Annotated in this window: 19 protein-coding genes; 3 read left to right on the top strand and 16 right to left on the bottom strand. The window is 50.5% G+C overall.

Annotated elements, in window-relative coordinates; genetic code table 11:
- Window positions 1–21: 21 nt before the first annotated feature.
- The 8 genes from F463_RS0100800 to leuC all read right to left on the bottom strand — a co-directional run bounded on the left by F463_RS0100800 (window position 22) and on the right by leuC (window position 8,657).
- Complete coding sequence (locus tag F463_RS0100800; RefSeq protein WP_483819022.1) at window positions 22–2,841, bottom strand: motility hub landmark protein FimV; 2,820 nt, start codon at window positions 2,839–2,841, stop codon at window positions 22–24.
- A 267-nt stretch (window positions 2,842–3,108) separates the two neighbouring features.
- Window positions 3,109–4,221: an aspartate-semialdehyde dehydrogenase gene (asd, locus tag F463_RS0100795; protein WP_018985129.1), complete on the bottom strand. Its 1,113-nt coding sequence runs from the start codon at window positions 4,219–4,221 to the stop codon at window positions 3,109–3,111.
- A gap of 42 nt (window positions 4,222–4,263) precedes the next feature.
- Entirely contained in the window at window positions 4,264–4,395 is a 132-nt protein-coding gene (locus F463_RS0100790; RefSeq protein WP_245545091.1) for an entericidin A/B family lipoprotein, read from the bottom strand.
- Between the two features lie 15 nt (window positions 4,396–4,410).
- On the bottom strand, window positions 4,411–4,905 hold the full coding sequence (locus F463_RS0100785; RefSeq protein WP_018985127.1) for a YajQ family cyclic di-GMP-binding protein: 495 nt from the start codon (window positions 4,903–4,905) through the stop codon (window positions 4,411–4,413).
- Between the two features lie 100 nt (window positions 4,906–5,005).
- Window positions 5,006–5,317, bottom strand: a complete 312-nt coding sequence (gene ppnP, locus F463_RS0100780) for a pyrimidine/purine nucleoside phosphorylase (protein ID WP_018985126.1) — start codon at window positions 5,315–5,317, stop codon at window positions 5,006–5,008.
- Window positions 5,318–5,472: 155 nt separating this feature from the next.
- The gene (gene leuB / locus F463_RS0100775) at window positions 5,473–6,543 is read right to left on the bottom strand and encodes a 3-isopropylmalate dehydrogenase (protein WP_018985125.1); all 1,071 of its coding nucleotides are present in this window, start codon (window positions 6,541–6,543) and stop codon (window positions 5,473–5,475) included.
- Between the two features lie 56 nt (window positions 6,544–6,599).
- Window positions 6,600–7,238: a 3-isopropylmalate dehydratase small subunit gene (gene leuD, locus F463_RS0100770; protein ID WP_018985124.1), complete on the bottom strand. Its 639-nt coding sequence runs from the start codon at window positions 7,236–7,238 to the stop codon at window positions 6,600–6,602.
- A 12-nt stretch (window positions 7,239–7,250) separates the two neighbouring features.
- On the bottom strand, window positions 7,251–8,657 hold the full coding sequence (gene leuC / locus F463_RS0100765; protein ID WP_018985123.1) for a 3-isopropylmalate dehydratase large subunit: 1,407 nt from the start codon (window positions 8,655–8,657) through the stop codon (window positions 7,251–7,253).
- A 157-nt stretch (window positions 8,658–8,814) separates the two neighbouring features.
- Here leuC and F463_RS0100760 point away from each other — a divergent pair, with 157 nt between their 5' ends.
- On the top strand, window positions 8,815–9,615 hold the full coding sequence (locus F463_RS0100760) for a helix-turn-helix transcriptional regulator (RefSeq protein ID WP_018985122.1): 801 nt from the start codon (window positions 8,815–8,817) through the stop codon (window positions 9,613–9,615).
- Here the strand turns inward: F463_RS0100760 and cimA are convergent.
- From cimA to F463_RS0100735, 5 genes are all read right to left on the bottom strand, one after another.
- Window positions 9,601–11,190, bottom strand: coding sequence for a citramalate synthase (cimA, locus tag F463_RS0100755; RefSeq protein ID WP_018985121.1), 1,590 nt, complete (start codon window positions 11,188–11,190; stop codon window positions 9,601–9,603). The two genes, F463_RS0100760 and cimA, sit on opposite strands and share 15 nt — an antisense overlap.
- A gap of 4 nt (window positions 11,191–11,194) precedes the next feature.
- Window positions 11,195–12,418, bottom strand: coding sequence for an argininosuccinate synthase (locus tag F463_RS0100750; RefSeq protein WP_018985120.1), 1,224 nt, complete (start codon window positions 12,416–12,418; stop codon window positions 11,195–11,197).
- 79 nt (window positions 12,419–12,497) lie between these two features.
- Entirely contained in the window at window positions 12,498–13,415 is a 918-nt protein-coding gene (argF, locus tag F463_RS0100745) for an ornithine carbamoyltransferase (protein ID WP_026295183.1), read from the bottom strand.
- 22 nt (window positions 13,416–13,437) lie between these two features.
- Complete coding sequence (locus tag F463_RS0100740; RefSeq protein ID WP_033413074.1) at window positions 13,438–14,628, bottom strand: aspartate aminotransferase family protein; 1,191 nt, start codon at window positions 14,626–14,628, stop codon at window positions 13,438–13,440.
- A gap of 62 nt (window positions 14,629–14,690) precedes the next feature.
- Complete coding sequence (locus tag F463_RS0100735; protein ID WP_018985117.1) at window positions 14,691–15,182, bottom strand: urate hydroxylase PuuD; 492 nt, start codon at window positions 15,180–15,182, stop codon at window positions 14,691–14,693.
- 362 nt (window positions 15,183–15,544) lie between these two features.
- Between F463_RS0100735 and mqo the strand changes: the two genes are divergently transcribed.
- Both mqo and F463_RS0100720 read left to right on the top strand, forming a co-directional pair.
- Window positions 15,545–17,098, top strand: a complete 1,554-nt coding sequence (mqo, locus tag F463_RS0100725) for a malate dehydrogenase (quinone) (protein WP_018985115.1) — start codon at window positions 15,545–15,547, stop codon at window positions 17,096–17,098.
- Between the two features lie 143 nt (window positions 17,099–17,241).
- Complete coding sequence (locus F463_RS0100720) at window positions 17,242–19,002, top strand: hypothetical protein (RefSeq protein WP_018985114.1); 1,761 nt, start codon at window positions 17,242–17,244, stop codon at window positions 19,000–19,002.
- Window positions 19,003–19,026: 24 nt separating this feature from the next.
- Here F463_RS0100720 and F463_RS0100715 read toward each other — a convergent pair whose 3' ends face one another.
- The 3 genes from F463_RS0100715 to rnr all read right to left on the bottom strand — a co-directional run bounded on the left by F463_RS0100715 (window position 19,027) and on the right by rnr (window position 24,192).
- Window positions 19,027–20,802, bottom strand: coding sequence for an ABC transporter ATP-binding protein (locus F463_RS0100715; RefSeq protein WP_018985113.1), 1,776 nt, complete (start codon window positions 20,800–20,802; stop codon window positions 19,027–19,029).
- A gap of 14 nt (window positions 20,803–20,816) precedes the next feature.
- Window positions 20,817–21,578 (bottom strand): 23S rRNA (guanosine(2251)-2'-O)-methyltransferase RlmB, encoded by a 762-nt coding sequence (rlmB, locus tag F463_RS0100710; RefSeq protein WP_018985112.1) that lies wholly within the window; start codon window positions 21,576–21,578, stop codon window positions 20,817–20,819.
- Window positions 21,579–21,714: 136 nt separating this feature from the next.
- Window positions 21,715–24,192, bottom strand: a complete 2,478-nt coding sequence (gene rnr, locus F463_RS13930; RefSeq protein ID WP_018985111.1) for a ribonuclease R — start codon at window positions 24,190–24,192, stop codon at window positions 21,715–21,717.
- Between the last annotated feature and the right edge of the window lie 32 nt (window positions 24,193–24,224).

The raw sequence follows: 24,224 nt of genomic DNA, 5'->3' as shown, positions 1-24,224 counted from the left end.
GCCGGAAATCCCGGCCTTGTTTTACGCAATTTTAGAGAGCAACTCGTTGGCGCGCTGTCGCTGACGCTCGCCGCCTTCGGCCAGCACCTCCTCAATCAACTCCTTGGCACCGATGGCATCTTCCATATCTATGTATGCCTGGATCAAGTCCAGCTTGGTATTCACTTCTTCCGGCTCATCTTCCGGCGTATCTAAACTTGTAGCAGTGGTATCTGCGACATCGAGAGAAATCTCGGGGAATGCAACTTCGTCTGAAGTCGTTGCAGGTGTCGCGACTTCGTTTAAAGACTCGACTGGAGATGCCAGATTGATCTCATCAATATCCAATACGTCATCATCAGGCGCCTGCTTCGTTGTATCGTTTGGACCACCCAGCTCTAGTGACAACTCTGGCAAAGACTCAAAAACAGCATCTTCAGTCGAGAGTGCTTGTTCTCCACTGCCCATTTGTAATGGCTTGTTGGCGCCCGTTTCAGCCACACTGATATCATCCTCGAGGTTCAATGAAGGCAAGTCCAGTGATTTAGGTGTTAACGCTACATCAGCATCCATGGAGACATCGTCATTCAAAGCGGTTTGGGCAGAAGGCTCAACCTCAAAACGGAGAGGTTCTTCAGCTTCCGGCTCTGCTCCAACTTCAGCCGCAAATGATGCTAGCTCGCGCTGTGCCTCATCAGGCTGTGTATCGGCAAAATCAATCGATGGCTCAACCTGGAATGCATTCGTGGTCTCAGTTTCAGGTTGCAAACCAGGGACTTCATTCGTCTCATTTTGTGCGGTGACACTCTCCTTGCGTTCATCAGAGGCTTGTTCCTCAGATGCGCTGGCAGCAGCGACGGCTTGCGAAGCCTCATCAAACTCCAGTGCTGGCGCCTCAAAGTTGAAGTTATATCCCTCTTCTTCAGCTTGCGCTTCATCGGCTGCAATCACAGCAGGCTGTACTAATTGCGCACTAGCGTCGTCTGCGGAAACCGTACCATACAGTGGATTCTCCGGGTCCACTTTCTGGCCCATGGCGGTCACTTTGGACCAGGTAGCATCTGCCGGGCCTATTTTGGCATAAATCTCACTGGCCAATGATTCAAAAGCGACTTTATTGCCAGTCGCCTGATAAATCTCAAGCAATTTCAACTTGAGCTCCTGTCGCTCTGGATCTTTCTGGATCGCATCCTTAAGGATTTCCTCGGCCTGCGCGTCGCGGCCATAGGCCATGTAGACTTCAGCTTCTGCAATCGGGTCTACATCATGCGAATCTATCATGCCACCCACGCCACTTTGCGAGAAGTCGGTCAGGAAGGAAGTATCACCGGAAGCAGCAGCCTGTGTATCACCAAATACGGTGTTATTTTGCATCTCGGTTGCTGGCGATGTCACAATCACGTCTTCAAACGTATCAATCTGTTTTTTACGGCGTATCCTGATCAAGGCCCAGACACACAGCAATATTGGCAATGCGATCAAAGCCCAGGGCAATACCGGGCTTATGTTTTTCAGACGCTCCAGCAACACATGCATAAATGAAGGCGGTTGACCTGCCTCCTCCGCAAAGGGTGCCGGTACTGGTGGCTCAGCCTTGGCTGGCTGCTGCTCAGCAGCAAGCTTATCCTGTGCTTCTGGAGCTGGTGCCGTTTGAGCTTGCTCCGCAGGTTTTTCCTGTGTTGCAGGCTCTGTTTTTACCCCAGTTTGGGATTCGGTCGCCTGCGCAGCATTTTTCTCAGCTTGCGCCATGGCATTATTTTTCATTTCCATGAGCTTCTTCATGTCTGCAACTTGCTTCTCTAGCGCCGCAGCACGCGATTGCTCTTCTTTAATGGCATTTTCCTTGGCAATCGCCTCTTCCTGCGCGGCGGTTGCTTTGCTAGCTGCCTTATCTGCCTGTGAGGTCGATTTTTCATCTCCCGCAGACAACTTCAATACATCTTTGCCAGCGTTGGCTTGCGAGGCTGGCTTGTCACCTGCACTGCCGATCTTGCCAGCCGATTGCTGGGCATTCCCCCCCATGTTGCTTGGCTCAGACTCTTTGACCACTTTAGCCAATGTGTTTTTGTAAGCTAGCCAGTTCGTCGTGTGTTCAGCAACTACGTTCCTGGCTTGCGGTCGGCTGATACTTTCCAGAGTGGCCTGGTCGGGCATCCGAATAATCTTCCCAACTTTTAGGCGGTTCATGTTCTTGCCATCAAATGCCTGTTGGTTGGATTGATACAGAGCAGCCAGCATTTGCTCCGTGCTGATATTGTCAGGTTTCATCTGCCGGGCAATTGCATATAAGGTATCGCCACGTTCTGTAGTCACTGAATCCGAGGGTGTCTCAGTGGTTTCAGGGGTTTCTTTAGGTATGGCCTTTGGCTTGACTGACTTTGCCGATTTTTTCGGCTCAATTGCAGCAGGCTCGCTTGGCGCCGTTTCGGTGGCTGGCGTAGTAGCAGGTTGAGTCGAACTGGGGGATGGTGCTTGCTGGCTGGTAATTGGCAAGCCAGCCGATTCGGAAACATAATTGGAGTTAAAGCCTGGGGGATCAAGCAAAAGCGTATACTCTTTGACCAGACGACCTGTCGGCCAATCGACCTGGATCAACATATCAAGAAAAGCTTCGGTAATCGGCTGCGTACTGCTTAATTTGAGTACAGGCTGACCTTTGGTGTTATTGCCAACTTCAATCTTGATAAATGGGTAAGAAGCCGGTTTTTCCAGCATCTGGTCCTGGTAGACCTGTTCACTGGCTAACGCTGCCTGAATACTATTCAGTTCATTAGGCGTCACCGCCAATAGCTCAATTTCCGCATTCAGCGGTTCCCCAAGTTTTGAGCTGGAAATCATGGTTCCTAAACCGGCTGCGTGCACCGAAAAGGCTGTACTCAAACTCAAGGCAAAGGCTATTTTTTTTAATTGAAATTTACTCACCGATTAACCCTTAGTAATTCATGGCGTTTGTCAAAATAGCATCATTCACCCAGCCACGCAAGCGCACCCAGGCGGCTTGAGAGCAATAAATACAGGATTTGAGGCTACAATAACCATTAAACAGGATTGCACCAAAAGCAAAAGCCCGAAAAGACCATGATTTTATTGATAAATCATAGCTTTACGGGCTGCTACTTAAACAATTACTTAAGATTCGACCAGAATCCTCAACATTCTGCGCAAAGGTTCGGCAGCGCCCCATAACAACTGGTCACCTACGGTAAATGCCGACAAGTATTCACCACCCATCGCCAGTTTGCGCAAACGCCCTACTGGCGTCGCCAGACTGCCGGTAATCGCTGCCGGGGTGAGTTCCCGCATACTGACCTCACGCTCATTGGGAATGACTTTAGCCCAGTCGTTCGCTTCAGCCAGCATCTGATTGATTTCATCCAGCGGCACATCCTTGCGCAGCTTGATAGTCAACGCTTGTGAATGGCAACGCATGGCGCCGATACGTACACACAAACCGTCAATCACAATCGGGTTCGCTTCACGACCTAAAATCTTATTGGTCTCTACGCCGCCCTTCCATTCTTCTTTACTTTGACCATTCCCTAAGTCCTTGTCGATCCATGGGATCAGACTGCCCGCCAATGGCACACCAAAGTTAGATTTAGGCAACTCTTCGCTACGGATGGTATCCGCCACTGTTTTATCGATCTGCAAAATGGCAGAAGCTGGATCCGCCAGCAAATCAGCCACGGAGGCATTCACTACGCCCATCTGGCTAATCAGTTCACGCATATTCTGCGCGCCTGCGCCTGAAGCCGCCTGGTAGGTCATGGAAGTGGCCCACTCGACCAGGTCAGCCTTAAACAGGCCATTCAGCGCCATCAACATAAGTGAGACGGTACAGTTGCCGCCGATCCAGTTTTTGCCGCCATTGGACAATGCATCTTTAATCACATGCATGTTCACCGGGTCTAAAATGATCACGGAGTCTTTTTCCATGCGTAAGGTAGAGGCCGCGTCAATCCAGTGGCCGCTCCAGCCGGTTGCGCGCAATTGTGGGAAGACGTCACTCGTGTAATCGCCACCCTGGCAGGTCACAATCACATCCATCTGGCGCAAAGCATCAATATCCTTGGCATCTTTCAGCGCAGGAGTATCTTTTCCAACTTTAGGCGCAGCCCCTCCCGTTTGTGAGGTCGTAAAGAATTGCGGTTCAATATCCGCAAAATCGTTTTCCTGCATCATGCGCTGCATTAGCACGGATCCAACCATGCCACGCCAGCCTACAAACCCTACTTTTAACATAGTGACTCGATATTTCAGCCGGACAACCCGGCATTACAGTGATTATTTGGAAGATTTTTGAACAGCTTCACCCGCCTGCTCTATATCCTTGCCCATGCCATTGATCGTATTGCAACCAGCCAATACCAACACAGCCAACACCAATGTCATCCATTTTGTCATCCATTTTGTCATCTATTTTCTCCCAAGTTAATCTCTAAAGTTACCAAATTTTAAAGGGAAATCAGTGATATTTTTTTTCACAAACGCAATCGCCTCTTGCAATACGTCACGTTTGGCACCGTTTACCCGCACGGTATCCCCCTGAATCGTCGCTTGCACTTTCATGCCACTATCTTTAATCAGTTTAGTGATCTTTTTTGCCAGGTCACTATCGATCCCGTCACGCACACGCAAATCCTGCTTGACCTTGTTACCAGAGACCTTCTGCACATCTTTGTGTTCCAGCCGCTTGGAGGATTCCGGCTCTTTTTTCTCCATGGCTGGTAACAAAATGTCTTTTACCTGGTCAAGCTGAAAGTCATTATCCCCAAATAGGGTAATCACTTTGTCTTTTTCGTTGAACTCAACCTTGGCCGACGTGCCTTTGAAATCATAACGATTGGTGATCTGCTTCACAGACGCATCTATCGAGTTTTTCAAATTAACCATATCGACTTCAGACGTAATATCAAAGCTTGGCATATTTAATCCTCACAAGCGATGACAGGACAAGGCGTGAGCGCGCAGACAGTACACTCAGTACGGCAAGCGCTCACAACGCAGTCCTGTCGAGCATTCACAATTATTCGAAGTGGCAGACGTAGTCTACGGTCTCGATCACTTCTATATCAAAACTGGAGTTACCTGGCACCGTGAACTTCTCACCGCCTTTATAAGTAGTCCAGTTCTCTTCGCCTTTTTGACGAACCTTGCACACACCGTCATTTATTTCCATCAACTCAGGTGAGCCGGTATTAAAAGTCAGCGTGCTTGGGAAAATCACACCCACGGTACAGCGCGTGCCATTCGGGAACAACACGGTGTGGCTGACACATTTGCCATCAAAATAGACGTTGGCTTTCTTTTTTACACTGACGTTATCAAATTGCGCCATTTTTAATTCCTAATGAATACAAGTTACGACTATATCTTAAAAGTGAGCGAGCGGATGAAGTGCAAGGCGCACGGAATGCAGAAACCGGAGTGTACATTGAGTACATGAGGATTTCGAGTGCCACCCACGCAGCAATTCGCTCACACAGCCAGTTTTTACATGGCTGCAACGATCTGGTCACCCATCTCGGAGCATGACACACGTTTAGTGCCTTCTTCGTAGATATCACCGGTGCGGTAGCCAGCAGCCAGTACTTTCTTCACTGCATTTTCAATACGTGTCGCAGCAGCCTCGTTATCAAAGCTGTAACGCAGCATCATGGCCGCAGACAAAATGGTCGCAATCGGGTTAGCCAGGTTTTTACCTGCGATATCCGGTGCTGAACCATGTGATGGCTCATATAGACCTTTTTTGCTTTCATTCAGTGATGCAGAAGCCAGCATACCGATAGAACCGGTCAGCATTGAAGCTTCATCAGACAAGATGTCACCAAAAATGTTACCGGTCACCATGACGTCAAACTGCTTAGGATTACGGATCAGCTGCATAGCCGCGTTATCAACGTACATATGGCTCAGTTCCACTTCCGGATACTCTTTCGCCACATCAATGACGATTTCTTTCCAGAACTCGGTGGTTTCCAGCACATTGGCTTTGTCCACAGAACACAATTTCTTGCCACGTTTCATGGCAATGTCAAAAGCCACGTGCGCAATACGGCGAACTTCTGGCTCGCTGTAAATCATGGTATTGAAACCTTCACGCACACCCTGCTCGTTGGTACGCATGCCACGTGGCTGGCCAAAGTAAACGTCACCAGTCAGTTCACGCACGATCATGATATCCAGGCCAGCAACCACTTCTGGTTTAAGCGTAGAGGCATTCGCCAGTTCAGGGAACAGTACCGCAGGACGCAGGTTAGCAAACAAACCTAAATCCTTACGGATAGCAAGCAAGCCACGCTCAGGGCGCAAAGGACGATCCAAGTTGTCGTATTGTGGGCCACCGACTGCGCCCAGTAATACGGCGTCGGCTTTGCGACAGATTTCCTGTGTGAACTCTGGGTATGGATGACCGAACTGGTCATAAGCCTGGCCGCCAAGAGGCGCTTCGGTGAAGGTCATGTCCAAACCTTCTTTTTTCAAGACTTCCAGTACGCGCAACGCTTGCGCAATAATTTCAGGGCCAATGCCATCACCAGGCAATACAGCAATATTTAATGCCATTTTAAAATTCCTTATTTTTTGACAGCCACTCTCTTAATGAAGGCAGCCTTATTCATTTATGCGAACAACCAGGGTTGCGCCGCCTGATGCTTTTCTTCAAATGCCTTGATCTTGTCTGCATGCTGCAAGGTCAGGCCAATTTCATCCAAACCATTCAGCAGGTTGTGCTTACGGGTAGGCGTAATATCAAAACTGAATGACTGACCGGATGGTGTGGTCACTGTTTGTGCTTCCAAATCCACGTTCAGTTTGTAGCCTTCATTGGCGAAACATTCTTTAAACAGGGTATCTACCTGCTCGGCAGAAGCCACAATCGGCAAAATACCGTTTTTGTAGCAGTTATTAAAGAAAATATCCGCAAAGCTAGGTGCAATAATGACACGGAAACCTTGGTCTTCAATCGCCCAAGGTGCATGCTCACGCGAAGAGCCACAACCAAAGTTGTCTCGGGCCAGCAGTACTTGCGCACCTTGGTAACGTGGCTGGTTCAACACAAAATCCGGGTTCAGTGGCCGTGTGCTGCAATCCATGCCAGGCTCGCCATAATTGGTGTAGCGCCACTCATCAAACAGATAAGGACCAAAGCCGGAACGCTTGATCGACTTCAGAAACTGTTTCGGGATAATGGCATCCGTATCCACATTGGCACGATCCAGCGGGCAAACCAGGCCATTTAAAGTTGTAAACGCTTTCATAGTGTTCTCCTCTTATGCGCTACGCACATCCACAAAGTGACCTGCAATCGCAGCGGCAGCAGCCATTTCCGGGCTCACCAGGTGCGTACGGCCCCCCGGGCCCTGACGGCCTTCAAAATTACGGTTAGAGGTCGAGGCGCAACGCTCACCGGGACTCAAACGGTCTGAGTTCATGGCCAGGCACATGGAGCAACCTGGCTCACGCCATTCAAAACCAGCCTCAATAAAAATCTTGTCCAAGCCTTCAGCTTCGGCCTGGCGTTTTACCTGGCCAGAACCGGGAACAACCATCGCTAGCTTAATATTGCTCGCCACTTTTTTACCTTTGGCGACGCTGGCCGCGGCACGCAAGTCCTCAATACGAGAGTTGGTGCAAGAACCGATAAAGATTTTATCCAGCTGGATTTGCTCAATCGGCGTATTGGCGGTCAGGCCCATATATTTCAGCGCGTTCTCAATGCTGGTGCGCTTGGTCGCATCGGCTTCCTTTGCCGGATCCGGCACGGTAGAACCAATAGGCAACACTTGCTCAGGTGAAGTCCCCCAAGTCACTTGCGGTGCAATTTCAGCGCCATTTAATACCACCACGGTATCAAAGGTGGCATCTGCGTCAGAACTCAGCGTGTTCCAGTAAGCGACAGCCTTAGTCCAGTTATCGCCTTTAGGCGCATGTAAACGGCCTTCAAGATAAGCGGCTGTTTTTTCATCAGGTGCCACCAGGCCAGCACGAGCCCCAGCTTCAATCGCCATGTTACACAGTGTCATACGGCCTTCCATAGACAGGCCTCGAATCACTTCACCACCGAACTCAATAGCGTAACCTGTACCACCAGCGGTACCGATTTTACCGATAATCGCCAGCGCCACGTCTTTCGCCGTCACGCCTTTGCCTAATTTGCCATCCACACGTACCAGCATGCTTTTGGATTTTTTAGCCACAAGTGTTTGTGTTGCCAATACATGCTCAACTTCGGAGGTACCAATCCCGTGGGCCAACGCACCGAAAGCACCGTGCGTAGAGGTATGACTATCTCCACAGACCACGGTCATGCCAGGCAAAGTGGTGCCATTTTCGGGGCCAATCACATGGATAATGCCTTGGTCCTTGTTTTTAAAAGGGAAATACACCAACGCACCAAACTCTTTGATGTTGTTGTCCAGCGTTTCCACTTGTAGACGGGAAATCGGGTCTTCAATGCCTTTGTCCCAGTCTTTGGTCGGCGTATTGTGATCAGGGTTGGCCACGATACTGGAGTTACGCCATGGCTTGCGGCCAGCCATACGCAGACCTTCAAACGCTTGCGGGCTAGTCACTTCGTGGACCAGGTGACGGTCGATATAAATCAAACAGGTGCCATCAGCCTCTTCATGCACCACATGCGATTCCCATAATTTGTCGTACAGTGTTTTACCTGCCATGACAGTTTCCTTTCTTACCACGCAAATATTTATAAAACCCGCGCAGAATACCTAAGTTTCAATACCCTTACAAGAAGATAGTTTATACTAGTATCAAGACTACTACTTTAATGCTGTGCTTTTCACGCAAGCTATTGAACCCAAAGGAAAAACATTTATGGATACTAGACGTCAGGAACTTGCTGAGTTTTTGCAAGCAATACGCCAGCGTGGCCGTCCCGAAGAATTTGGGTTTCCATCAGGCGCCCGTAGACGCACACAGGGATTACGACGCGAAGAAGTCGCGCAGCTCGCGGGCATCAGCGCGACCTGGTATACCTGGATAGAACAGGCCCGAGAAGTCAATGTCTCTGCAGAGGCCTTGGCCAGACTCGCCAGTGCGCTCAAATTAAGCAAGTCTGAACGCAGTTATTTATTCGATATGGCAGACAGACGCGATCCACAAGCACACCAGACTGAAGTGGATACTGCACCAGAAACACTGGTAGCGATGCTGGCCGCGATGCAGATTCCTGCCTATATCATGGGCCGCACCTGGGATATTCTCGCCTGGAACCGGCCTGCCAGTACATTATTTAGCGGGTTGCTGGATCAAGAATGGCCGTCCGATCAGCGCCCTAACCTGCTGCGCTTTGTATTTGCAAACCCACTGGCAAAGCAGTTTGTCGTGAACTGGGAGATGCGGGCACGCCGTCTGGTGGCGGAATTCAGGGCAGATAGCCGCTCACGTCTGGAGGAATCGGATGTCAAGCAACTGGTGGATGAACTCAGCACGGCCAGTACGGAATTCTCCCAGTTCTGGAAACAACATGATGTACTGGAGAGACAGGGGGGGCAGCGCGAATTCCAGCATCCTCAATCAGGCCTGATTCATTTCCAGCAGGTGACCTTGCGCCCGGTGGAGCAAGAACATTTGAAACTGGTTTTATTACAACCTGCTGAATCAGGCAGCGACTAATGGTTTGACTGTTTGCACTAGTTTGTATTCGAGTGCATCTTTGAGCGCGAGCCATGACGCCTGGATAATGTCCGATGATACGCCTATCGTCGCCCAGCTCGATTGCTGGTCAGACGACTCGATGAGCACCCGTACCTTGGCGGCTGTGGCCAAATTGGAATCAAGCACACGCACTTTGTAATCTGTCAGCTTGATGTCCCTGATGGCAGGATAAAAAGGCTCCAGTGCCTTGCGCATGGCTTTATCAAGCGCATTAACCGGACCATCCCCTTGCGCCGTCGCAGTTGCCTCCCTCCCCCTGACAGTCAAATGTATGCTGACAGAAGAGTTGAGGCCATCCGCAGAAGGCTCGTAGATATTGACGTTATATTGTTTAAGGCTGAAAAACGGTTCAAATTTGCCTAGCAGCTTTTGCATCAGCAAATCAAAAGAACCCTCGGCATTTTCAAACTGGTAGCCTTCATGTTCCAGTGCCTTCAAATGCTCCAGTACATTCACGGCCGCATCGGATTCTTTGGTCAGGCTGGGATCAATTTGCTGCAACTTGCGTAAGATGGCTCCGCGCCCGGCTACTTCAGACACCAGTATCTGGCGCTCATTACCCACCATACCCGGATTGATATGCTCGTAAGACTTGGGATTTTTATTCACGGCATCAATATGCATGCCGCCTTTGTGCGCAAAAGCATCCTGGCCTACATAAGGTGCCTTGTCATTGAAGGCCACATTAGCCACTTCACTGACAAAACGCGCAGCTGCGGTCAACTCAGAAAGCTGTACCTGTGAAATGCAGTCAAAACCCAACTTGAGCTGTACGTTGGGGATGATAGACACCAGGTTGGCGTTGCCACAGCGTTCACCGATGCCATTAATGGTACCTTGCACTTGTATGGCACCGGCCTGTACCGCCGCAACCGAGTTAGCCACTGCCATTTCACAATCGTTATGGCAGTGAATGCCAATCTGCACGGTCGGAAACTGTTTTACAACGGTTTCAGTGACGGCAAAGATTTCGTTCGGGAAAGTGCCACCATTGGTGTCGCATAAAGCCAGCACACTTGCGCCAGCTGCGACGGCTGCCTCTAAGGTTTGCATCGCATAATCGGCATTCGCCTTATAGCCGTCATAAAAATGCTCGGCATCAAACACCACTTCTTTACCCTGCGCCGTTAGATAGGCAATGGTGTCAGCGATCATCGAGAGGTTTTCCTGCAAGGTCGTACGCAAGATATCGGTGACCTGGTAATCCCAGCTTTTGCCAAAAATCGCCACCGCTTGTGTATTGGCCGAAAGTAAAGATTGAAGGTTTTTATCTTCCGCAGCGGTGATGCCGATACGGCGTGTGCTGCCAAAAGCAATGATTTTGGCATGTTGCAATTGCAATTCGCCGACGCGTGCAAAGAACTCCAGGTCTTTGGGGTTAGATCCTGGATTGCCAGCTTCAATGTAGCCTATACCTAACTGGTCCAGGCGTTGCACAATCTTGAGCTTGTCCTCCACCGAGAAGGAAACTCCTTGCGCCTGCGCGCCATCACGCAGCGTGGAATCGTAGGCAATGACGCGTCGGTTGGCCATAAAATTACTTTTTACGGTTGTGCAAGTTAGCGGCGATACGCATACGCAGTGCGTTCAGCTTGATAAAGCCGCCCGCATCTTTTTGGTCGTAGGCGCCCTTGTCGTCTTCAAACGTTGCAATGGTAGAGTCAAACAGCGAGTCGGTTTTGCTGTCACGGCCCACCACAATGACATTGCCCTTGTAGAGCTTGACGCGCACCCAACCGTTCACAGTCGCCTGTGTGTGGTCGATCAGAGTTTGCAAGGCAATACGCTCTGGGCTCCACCAGTAACCGTTATAGATCAGGCTGGCGTAACGTGGCATCAGGTCATCCTTGAGGTGCGCCACTTCGCGGTCCAGCGTGATGCTTTCAATCGCACGGTGTGCCTTGAGGATGATGGTACCGCCAGGCGTTTCATAGCAACCGCGTGACTTCATGCCAACATAACGGTTTTCCACTAGGTCCAGACGGCCAATGCCGTGTTTGCCGCCAATACGGTTCAGTTCAGCCAGGATTTCATGGGCTTTAAGCGCTTTTCCATTCAGGCTAACAATGTCACCATTCTTGAATTCGATATCCAGGTACTCAGCAGCATCGGGGGCTTTTTCTGGGGAAACGGTCCAGCGCCACATATCTTCTTCTGCTTCTGCCGCGGGATCTTCCAGATGGCGGCCTTCGTAGGAAATATGCAGCAAATTGGCATCCATGGAATATGGACTGCCGCCTTGCTTGTGCTTCATTTCCACCGGAATGCCATGTTTTTCGGCATAGGCCAGCAGTTTTTCACGGGACAATAAATCCCATTCACGCCATGGCGCGATAATTTTGATATTCGGATTCAATGCATATGCGCCCAACTCAAAACGCACCTGATCGTTACCTTTACCGGTAGCGCCGTGTGAGATGGCATCGGCTTTGGTTTCGTTGGCGATTTCGATTAAACGCTTGGCAATTAGTGGACGAGCAATGGAAGTGCCCAGCAGGTATTCGCCTTCGTATACGGTATTGGCACGGAACATAGGGAATACAAAATCACGCACAAACTCTTCACGCAAGTCATCAATGTAAATTTCGCTGACACCGAATTTCTTGGCTTTTTCACGCGCCGGTTCCAACTCTTCCCCTTGGCCCAGGTCTGCCGTAAAGGTCACCACTTCACATTGATAGGTGTCTTGCAACCACTTCAAAATCACGGAGGTATCCAGACCACCGGAGTAAGCTAACACCGCTTTTTTAATATCGCTCATCTAAAATTATCCCAAACTGAATTCAACAGGCCTGTGAAAACTAGCCACTTTTTCTAACAACCACTCTTGAAGCTTGCGCTTATGAAACTTTTCCTAACAGCAGGTACTCCATGAGCGCCTTCTGCGTGTGCAACCTGTTTTCCGCCTCATCCCACACCACACTTTGCTTGCCATCGATCACTTCAGCAGACACTTCTTCACCACGGTGTGCCGGCAGGCAATGCATAAATACGGCATCAGCCTTCGCCACCTTCATCATATCTGCATCGACTTGCCAATCGGCAAAGTCTTTACGACGTTCTTCGTTTTCGGCCTCAAAGCCCATCGATGTCCACACATCAGTGGTGACCAAATCCGCACCGCGCGCAGCTTCCATCGGGTCAGCAAACGATTCGAAATGGGACGTGCCATAGAGATTGGCGCGCTCTGGTTCGACTTCATACCCAGGTGGCGTAGACACATGTACATTGAAGTCCAGCACCTCTGCCGCTTGCAGCCAGGTATTGCAGACGTTGTTACTGTCACCAATCCAGGCCACGGTCTTGCCCTGGATAGAGCCTCTATGTTCGATAAAGGTAAATATATCCGCCAAAATCTGGCATGGGTGATACTCATTGGTCAGGCCATTGATCACCGGCACGCGTGAATTTTGCGCAAAACGCTCAATAATGCTTTGCTCAAACGTACGGATCATCACGATATCGCTCATGCGCGAAATCACTTGTGCCGCATCTTCTACCGGCTCGCCACGCCCCAGCTGTGAGTCACGGGTATTCAAGTAAATGGCTGAGCCACCCAATTGCTGCATACCGGCTTCAAAAGACAAACGTGTACGTGTACTGGCTTTTTCAAAAATCATGACCAGCGTGCGATCAACCAGAGGCCAGTATTGCTTGTAGTCTTTAAACTGCGCTTTAATCCATTTTGCACGGGCGAAAATATGCTCAATCTCGTCGCGGGCCAGGTCATTAAATTGCAAAAAGTGTTTGATACTCATCATATGTTGGGCGCCTTTTCAATCAAGCGCTTGCTTTTAAAAAATTTAATATCAGTGGCGTCAATCTATTGACCAACTCATCGGCTTCCTGTTTATTCATGACCAGGGATGGCAACAGACGGATCACTTTCTCGGCAGTCACGTTAATCAGCAACTTCGCCGCCAACGCCTGCTTGACCAGATCAGCACATGGTTTGTCCAGTTCAATCCCTATCATCATGCCCGCATTGCGTATGTTGACGACACCTGCAGCGCCTTTGATTGACTCGGTAAACTGCTGGCGGATATAATCGCCAACAACTTGTGCATTTTCGCGCAGTTTTTCTTCGGCAATAATCTCCAGCGTCGCCAAACCGGCAGCTGTCGCTAATGGATTACCGCCAAAAGTAGATCCATGTTTGCCAGGCGTGAAAGTTTCCGCCGCCACACCACGAGCCACACACGCGCCAATTGGCACACCTGAACCCAGACCTTTGGCCAGGGTCATGACATCGGGCACGATGCCGGTATGCTGGAAGGCAAACCAGGTGCCGGTTCTGGCAATCCCGGATTGCACTTCGTCCAGCATAAGCAACCAGCCATTGGCGTCACAGATTTCGCGCAAGCCTTGCAGGTAAGCCTTGAGGCTGGCGGGAATATGGATACCGCCCTCACCTTGCACTGGCTCAACCAACACGGCAACCACATTGTTTTTATGTGAGGCAATCGTTTTAATCGCTTCTATGTCATCAAACGGCACGCGCAAGAAGCCGCTGACCAAAGGTTCAAACCCTGCCTGCACTTTGCGGTTACCAGTGGCGGACAAAGTTGCCATCGTCCGGCCATGGAAGCTTTGGTCCATGACGATGATCTCGGGATGGTCTACGCCTTTGTTGTGACCATACAGGCGCGCAAGTTTGATCGCGGCCTCGTTGGCTTCACAACCGGAATTACAGAAAAACACACGGTCCATGCCCGAGAGCTCGGCAAGCTTGTCAGCCAGCGCTGCTTGCTCTGCTATTTGGTAGATATTTGACACATGAATCAACCTGGCAATTTGCGCATTCAATGCTGCCACGAACTTAGGATGAGCATGGCCCAGCCCATTCACGGCCACGCCAGACAGCGCATCCAGATAGCGATCACCGGCAGTGTCTGTCAGCCAGACACCCTCGCCTTTGACAAAAGTCACCGGCTGCCTGCCATAGGTGTTCATTAAGTGTTCCGAATGCATTTCAAACCCTTTTTCAAAAAACAAAAACGGCGGCTTAAGCCGCCGTAAACGTCTTAAACCCGCTAAAAACCCAATACTGCGCGATGGCTCAATCCATTGGCCATGAAAAATAACATGGGCAGTGAGAGCACTAAATTAGTACGTGATGCCAGCATGGCCACACGTCGCGCTTTATTTTTTTCATCATCGTCTGCAGCAACGATGCCAAGAATTTTTTTCTGGTTAGGCCAAATGAATAGCCAGACATTCAACAACATGATAGTGCCCAGCCATGCCCCAACACCAATCAGCTCAAAACCCTGATGCAAAGCAAAGGCATCGGTGAAGTGAGCACCAAGCAAGGCTGCACCTGCGAGCCAAGTCACAACGGCTGACCAGCGAAACCATAGCAACGCACGTGGCGCGATATGCTTGTTAATGCCAGCGGCTGTTCCATCGGCTACGGCGGCCTTTAAACCGGCCATTTGCACCAAGTTAAAGTAATATAACAAACCGACCCAGGTAATTCCTGCCAGGAAATGGATCCATCGTGCGAGTGCTGGTAGCAGTTCCATGAATCAGCCTCCAGCCACAATAAAATTTTTCAGGAAAAAAACCAGAGCCAGGGTTAATAGCAGCCCTGATATGATGGACCCAGTCACAGATTCCAGCGGATTTTTCATACGTACCCCAATCATCTATCCCACAATCGCCCTGACGATCCGGCAAACTCAGCTTAAGCCCTTGATAAAGACTTGCACATGTTCGCCCTAACCTCAAGTCAGGACTCGTTTTTTTGTAGTTTTGAACCATTTCTGGTGAATGCTAGAGATTACCGCAAAAGCCTGGTGTTGACAAGTTTACGCCATCGCCATCCCGGTGAGCAAACACACAGCGACTTGAGCCGAATGCAGCGTGTTTTTCGATTTATATTATAATGCGCGGCGGCATTATCATTGTGCGTTTGACATCCAGGCGCCTCAACACAGGGGAATCATATACCATGGCAACAACTGATCTCGATGTATTGCTGGTCGGTGGCGGCATTATGAGCGCTACGCTGGCAGTTCTGCTACATCGACTCGACCCAACCCTGCATATTTGCATGGTAGAACAACTGGAAGATGTTGCCCTTGAAAGCTCAGATGCCATGAACAATGCCGGCACAGGTCACGCCGGTTATTGCGAACTCAACTACACGCCCAAAGCCAAAAATGGGGATATTCAAATCCGTCGGGCACTGGAAATTAATGCCGCATTTGAAGTTTCCTTACAGTGCTGGTCTACGCTGGTCAAAGAAGGCATATTAAATGCGGCGGACTTTATCCAACGCGTGCCACATCTAAGTGCCGTTTGGGGGAATGAGGATGGTGCTTTCTTGCGCAAGCGGTTTGAGTTATTACAAGCACACCCGCTGTTTGCCGAGATGCAGTGGAGTGATCAACTCAATATACTCAACGACTGGATGCCTCTGATGATGTCTGGCCGCCAGTCAGCTGAAAAAATATCAGCAACGCGTGTGGCCCATGGCTCAGATGTCAATTTTGGTGCCCTGACACGCCAATTGGTCGCTTACCTCAAAACACGCCCCAACTTCACATTGCTGACACAGTCCCGGGTCACCAAACTTAAGCAACAGCAATCACGTGAGCACACAAGCTGGCAAGTGCGCATTCAGGATATGGTGTCTGGTCACACGCAACACTATCATGCAAACTTTGTCTTTTTGGGTGCCGGCGGAGGCGCACTGCCCTTGTTACAACAATCAGGCATCCCAGAAGCACATGGCTACGGTGGCTTTCCAGTCAGTGGCCAGTGGCTGATCTGCAATAACGAACAACTGATCCGGACGCATCACGCCAAAGTGTATAGCCAGGCGGCGGTAGGTGCTCCGCCCATGTCCGTACCGCATCTGGATACACGCATGATACAAGGCAAACCCGCCCTGTTGTTTGGCCCCTATGCAGGATTCACAACGCGTTTCCTGAAACAAGGGTCGCGCTTTGACCTGGCCAAATCGGTCAAACTCAAAAACATCAAGAGCCTGCTCGGTGCCGGACGCCATAATCTGGATTTGACCAAATATCTGATCAAAGAGGTGTTTCAAAGTCACGAGGAGCGCATGGCGTCTTTGCGTGTCTTTTTACCAGATGCGCGTAGTGAGGACTGGCAACTGGCGCATGCTGGCCAACGCGTCCAAATCATCAAGCGTTGCCACCAGCACTGGGGCAAGCTGGAATTTGGCACTGAAATTGTCGCCAGTGCCGATGGCAGCCTGGCCGCACTACTTGGGGCCTCACCTGGCGCCTCTGTCAGCGTAAAAGCGATGTTGGATGTACTACAACGATGTTTTGGTCAGAAGATGCAGACCCAATCGTGGCAGGACACGCTTAAATACCTGATTCCCTCTTTTGATGAATCGCTGATTGACGATAAAGCACTGCTTTCTCGCGTTCGCAAAAACACCTTAAGCACTCTGAACCTAGGCTAAGCTCAAGCGGTTTGCGCTGCAAAAAAGTGTCTCAAATTGATGACATTTTTAAGGGAAATTGAAAGTAGGCTATGAAAAAATTTGAATTTCATCCGTGCTGTTGCGGTCATGTATAAATGATTTCTCTTGGAAACTACTTATCTATGCGTTCGTTTTTGCCAGATTATTCCGCTCTCAAAGCTCCTACATTTAAAACACTAGGCGCTGGATTTGCCACCCTTCTTTTACTCGGCTGCCAGGAAACAGAAGCCCATAAAGTGCAGGCAACCACTCCTGATTTTGGCCAAAATGTCATTATTCTAGACCCAGGCATGCCATCAGATGATATCCAGCAAAAACTTGACACCCTGTTCAAACAGCAGGAAAGCAACCAATTTGGCCCTGAACGCTACGCGGTGTTGTTTAAGCCTGGTGTTTATCACAACAAAATCAAACTTGGCTTTTACACTCAGCTATCAGGCTTGGGGCAATACCCGGACGATGTCATGCTGCAAGGCGGCATTGAAGTCAAAGCCACCTGGCATGAAGAAGACGCCACACAAAACTTCTGGCGCAGCGTGGAAAACTTGTCTGTCACACCGGATAACGGCACCATGCAATGGGCCGTCTCGCAAGCGGCGCCACTACGCCGCATTCATGTACGTGGCAATATGCTGCTGGATGACAATGGCGGCTGGTCCAGCGGTGGTTTTATAGCCGACAGCCTGATTGACCAACAGATCAACTCCGGTACGCAACAACAATGGCTCACCAGAAATTCGACGCTGGGTAGCTGGACCAATGCCAACTGGAATATGGTGTTTGTCGGCGTTAATAATGCACCCAATGCTGAACACTGGCCCAACCCGCCTTATACAGTGGTAGAGCAAACGCCTGTGATGCGTGAAAAACCTTTCCTGACCATCAACCAGGCTGGTGCTTACGAGGTATTTGTGCCTGCTTTACACACCAACACACAAGGCATTTCCTGGCAAGACGCGCATTTGCAAGATGAATCACTACCGATTGACCAGTTTTACATTGCAAAAGCTGCCACAGACACTGCAGACAGCATCAATGCAGCTTTGAATAAGGGCAAGCATCTTTTGCTGACCCCCGGCATTTACAAGCTGGACAAGGCGTTGCAAGTCACCCGCCCCAACACCATCGTCCTTGGTCTTGGGATTGCGACTTTGGAGCCTGTGGCCGGCAACGTAGCCATGACGGTGGCAGATGTGGATGGCGTCAAACTTGGTGGCATCTTGTTTGATGCTGGTGAAAAAAACTGTGACACCCTGCTGCAAGTGGGTGAACGTAAAAGTGCTGTCAGCCATGCAGGTAATCCCATCACCCTGCAAGATGTTTTCTTCAGGGTCGGCGGTGCTGCTGTCGGCAATGCAACCCATAGCGTGATTATCAATAGCAATCACGTGATTGGTGACAATTTGTGGGTATGGCGGGGTGACCATGGCACCGGTATCGGCTGGGCAAGTAACAAAACTAAACATGGCATTGTCGTCAATGGTGATGATGTCACTATGTATGGTTTATTTGTCGAGCATTTCCATGATTACCAGACTGTTTGGAACGGCGAAAACGGTGCAGTCTATTTCTATCAGAGTGAGGCACCTTATGATGTACCAGACCAGCAAGGCTGGATGAATGGTAGCGTCAATGGCTTTGCTTCTTATAAACTTGCTGACCATGTGACCCGCCACACAGCCATAGGCATGGGCATTTATTGCTTTTTTAATGAAAATCCCAGTGTCAAACTCAATAGCGCGATTGAAGCGCCGCAGGGGCCCAACATCCGCTTCAGCCATGTGACCAGCGTTTCACTAGGTGGAACAGGCGAAATCACACATGTCCTGAATGATGTTGGAGAGACCGCCAAATCTGGTCATGAAGTGAGCAGGCTTCCATAAGCCTACGACGCGAACAGCCAGTTTTCAGGCTGTTTGCGACCCATAAAGCCGCTGGTAAACGCCACCAGTGCGATTGACCAGAGCATCGTGCTGGCCTTCTTCAATAATGCGGCCACTATCAAACACTAATACGCGGTCGGCTTCTTTTACCGCAGATAACCGGTGCGCAATGATAATTGTGGTGCGGCCACGCAGGAATTTGCGCATGGCTTGATGCAACAAGGCTTCGGTATGCGTATCCAGCATCGAGGTTGCCTCATCCAGAATCACGATTTGTGGCTGCTTGAGCATCATGCGAGCAATGGCCAGGCGTTGACGCTGCCCGCCAGATAACCTGACTCCGCTGCGACCCAACGGTGTATCCAGCCCTTGTGGCAGATCACGCACAAACTGCGATAGCTGCGCCACTTCCAGCACCTGCCACAAGTCTTCGTCGGTATAAGGCTGATCCAGGCTCAAGTTCTGCCGCACGCTATCATTAAACAGCATGGGATGTTGCAAGACGACCCCGAGATGTTCACGCACCTGGGCATAACCCAATTGTTCTATTGCCTGACCATTAAACAGGATTCGACCTTGATTGGGTGCATACAAGCCAAGTAATAGCTGCACCAGTGTCGATTTACCTGCGCCCGAAACCCCAACCAAAGCCACTTGCTCACCCGGCGCGATAGTCACTGAGACCTCTGCCAGGATAGGATCGCCTTCGCCATATGAAAAGGTGACATTCTGTAAACTGATGGCGGCGGGAACCTGACCGGAAAATGCATGAACTGTGGCTGCATAATGCGGTTCCTCTTCTGCGGCGAGTACCTGGTTGATCCGCCCCAGCGCGGCTTTGGCAGCATAAAATGAGACCTGAACTGACAGCAATTCCTGCACCGGCCCCATCATGAACCATAAATAGCCAAACACGGCGATCATTTGCCCGACTGACAGTGTGGAAAACACGACCATCAACATGGCGACGGCACGAAAGATTTCAAATCCAAACAGGAACACACCAAAAGATAAACGCGACAAGGCATCTGATTTCCAGCCAGAAGCAGTGGCTGCTTCACGGACAGCCTCAGCCGCCTGTTTGGCTTTATCCAGAAAGCGTTTGTCGCTATTGGTGGCGCGCAATTGCTGCATCACTTCCAGGGTCTCAGTCACAGATTGCGACAGCATTTCAAAGGCGCTATTTTCACGCTGCTTCCACGCTTTAACCTTTTTACCCAGCACCATGGTCAGTGCAATGACAAACGGGTTCACTAACAGGATGATCAACGCCAGTTGCCAGTGCATCCATAACAGCACAATAGCCACCCCAATCACGCTCAATATGGCTACCAGCACTTTGGCAATCGTCTCACCCAAAAACTTGTCCAGGGTTTCAATATCTGTGAGTAATCGTGCCGTCACCTGCCCCGCGCCCAGGTTTTCATACACCTGCATGCGGATGCGTGAGAGTTTATCGAGCAAGGTCTGGCGAACGCCCAGGGTCACTTGTTTGGACAAACCAACAAAAATGCGGGTGGTGGCGACACCAAGCAGCACACTGCCCAAGCGCAGACTCATAGTCATCAGCGTCACCAGCAGGATGATGGTGGTCGCGCCAAGCCAGGTTTGCGGCAACAACCAGGTCATGAACTGGGTCAGCCTGCCAGGTTGATTCAACAGTACCTCATCGACCAGCAGAGGCATCAGCAAAGGAATAGGCACGGCTACAACGGCGCCCATAAAAGCCAGCGCCTGCCCTAACCACAACCGCTCGGACTGCTGACGTAATTGCAGCCATAAATCTCGCAGTGTCAGCATACAATCAAGCCCAATTAAGCTTTACCGCCAGCCAATACTCGTTGCCTGCGAATTTCATATAAGGCAATCCCGCTTGCCACGCTCACATTCAAACTCTGTACCGATCCAAACATCGGAATGGTAATCAGCGAGTCACAGGTTTCTTGCGTCAACCGGCGCATACCATCGCCCTCAGCCCCCATCACTAACGCAATCGGGCCCTCCAGCTTGCTATTGTGCAAAGTGCCAGGCGCATCCATGGTGGTACCAACAATATGCACGCCAGCCTCTTTCAACTCACGCATGGTGCGCGCCAGGTTAGTCACCGCAATAAAAGGCACGGTCTCTGCGGCGCCGCTGGCAACCTTACGCACGGTACCATTCAAACCAACAGAACGGTCTTTAGGCGCGATAATGGCATGGACACCCATGGCATCCGCCACACGCAAACAAGCACCAAGATTGTGAGGATCCTGTACGCCATCCAGGATCAGGAAAAATGGCGCTTCATCGAGATCTGATTCCAGAACATCATGAATATCCTTGTAAGGCATGGGTGTTTCCACCACGCGTGCAATTACCCCTTGGTGACGGCCATGTGCACCGATAAAACCATCCAGGCGCTGACGCTCAGCTTGTATCACTCGAATATTCTGTGCCTTGGCCATTTCGAGCAGGTCACGCATGCGCGCGTCAACTCGCTCCTGGTCAATAATAATTTCCTGAATGCTGTTGCCATGCTGACGCATGCGACTCAACACCGCATGAAAACCAAACAAAATGCGGGTTTCTGACATAGTGACTCCTAAATTTCTTTTGATGACCTTTGCAAACCATACGCAAAAGCTTAAATGAATCACGCAGCAAACAGGGTAAAACTGCTTGCTGCGTGTATTGGCTACTCAATCACATGCATTGTGATTCAAGACGCTATTATCGGGCTTTTGCCTTTGGTTTGCCTTTATTTTTTTGTGCCGAATGACGGCCTTTGTCTTTTGCGGAACGCGATTTACCTGTCGCGGGCTTGCCTGCAGAAGCCGAAGCGGGCTTACCACGTGAGGACTTGGACGCTGGAGCAGCTGGTTTTGCAGCCGTCGCCGCGCTTCTGGCCCAGGCCGCTGGCGTCGCTTTCGCTGTAGTGCTCCCGGGCTTAGATACCCTCACCTTTTTACTGACAGACTGAGGCTCATCACCCCCTGCATCGCCACCTTCAATATCGGCAGACGCTTCTACTGCGCCAACCAGCGTAAAGTCTATGCGTGATGTTTCCAGATCTACGCGTACAACCTTAACTGTTAAGCGGTCGCCCAGGCGATACCTGACGCCCGTACGCTCACCAACCATTTCATGCCTGGCCTTGTCATGGATAAAGTAGTCATTCCCCAGGTCGGTCACATGCAACAAGCCTTCGACATACACCTCATCCAGCGCAACAAACAAGCCAAAACTGGTGACGCCAGCCACGGTGCCGCTAAATACTTCACCGACTTTGTCCTGCATATAAAAGCATTTCAGCCAGTTGGTCACATCGCGTGTGGCGTCATCGGCACGACGCTCTGTCATTGAGCAATGCACGCCTAGCTGATGCCAGTCTTTGGCCTGGTAGCGCTTACCCTCCACCACGGCCTTGATGGCACGGTGTACCAGCAAATCCGGGTAGCGGCGGATGGGGGAAGTAAAGTGGGTATAGGCCTCGTATGCCAAACCAAAGTGGCCAACATTATCCGGGCTGTACACGGCCTGCTGCATGGAGCGCAGCATCACGGTTTGTAATAACTGTGCGTCCGGGCGTGATTTGATACGCTGCATCAATTTGGCATAGTCTTTGGCACGTGGACTTTCACCACCACCCACACCAAAACCGAACTCGCCCATAAACAGGCGCAACGCTTCCAGTTTCTCAGGCGTTGGGCCTTCATGGATACGGAATAAACAGGTCTGCTCGTTCTTGAGCAAAAAGTCGGCGGCACAGACGTTAGCTGCCAGCATGCACTCCTCAATCAGCTTGTGCGCATCATTGCGGACGACAGGTACAATCTTGTCGATCTTGCCGTTATCGTTGAACACCATCATGGTTTCCGCAGATTCAAACTCCACTGCACCGCGTTTTTCACGTTGTGTCAGCATCAAGCGAAATACGCTATTCAAATCTTGCAGATGCGGCAATAACCACGCGTACTCCTCGCTCAGGGCTGCATCTTCGTCCTGCAATAAGGCAGCCACTTTGGTATAAGTCATACGTGCTTTTGAAAGCATGACTGAAGGGTAAAACTGGTATTGTTTGACCACGCCCTGGCCGTCGATCTGCATATCGCACACCATACACAGACGTTCCACATCCGGATTTAGCGAACAAAGGCCATTAGACAAAGCCTCTGGCAACATGGGGATCACGCGCCGCGGAAAATACACTGAGTTACCGCGATCATAAGCCTCTTTATCCAGCGCATCGCCTGGCTGTACATAAAAACTCACATCGGCAATCGCCACCACCAGGCGCCAGCCCTTACCTTGTGGTTCGGCAAATACCGCATCATCAAAGTCTCGGGCCGTTTCACCATCAATGGTAATCAATGGCAAAGCACGCAAATCCTTGCGCCCCTTGTAATCTTTGGCTTGTACGGTTTTAGGAAAGTCTTCCGCCTGCTTGAGCGCAGCCGGGTTGAATTGATGCGGCAAATGGTGCTTGCGTAGCGCAATCTCAATCTCCATGCCACTGTCAGCATAGTTACCGAGTATTTCCACCACCTTGCCCATGGGCATGGAGTGTGAAGACGGATACTCCGTCAGCTCAATGGTGACGATCTGCCCGACCTGTGCGTCCATATCCAAGTGATAAGGGATCACAATATCCTGGCTGATGCGTTTGTCTTCTGCTGCCACAATGGTGACACCTTGCGCACGGATCACACGCCCTACCAGGGTCTTATTGGCACGTTCCAATACTTCGACAAGTTTGCCCTCAGGGCGGCCTTTGCGGTCTACACCCGCCAAGCGCACCATGGCGCGGTCACCATGCATGACCAAAGTCATTTCTTTAGGCCCAAGGAAAATATCTTCGGGATTCTTGGTTTTATCGTCTGGGACAAGAAAACCATAGCCATCGGTATGGCCAAACACAGTCCCAGCGATCAAATGAATTTTATCCGGTAAACAAAATGCGCCCTTGCGGTTGCGCATCAACTGGCCATCGCGTTCCATCGCGCCCAGCCTGCGGTTAAAGATGTCCCGCTCATCATGACTGATGTCCAGCAGCACATAAATCTGCTCGGCACTCAGGGGAACCCCCTGGTCTGACAACAACTGCAACACCAGCTCCCGACTGGGTAAAGGTGTCTGGTATAACTCGGCTTCTCGCTTGGCCTGCGGGTCATTTGCACGCAGGGATTTTTTAGTTTTTCTGGTTGACAATATTTATTCTTCCTTTAAAATGCACAGCTTCT

Origin of the sequence: Methylophilus methylotrophus DSM 46235 = ATCC 53528, from assembly GCF_000378225.1 — a bacterium.
In the GTDB taxonomy this organism is placed as follows: Bacteria; Pseudomonadota; Gammaproteobacteria; order Burkholderiales; family Methylophilaceae; genus Methylophilus; species Methylophilus methylotrophus.
This window is presented reverse-complemented; position numbering and strand designations above follow the sequence as displayed.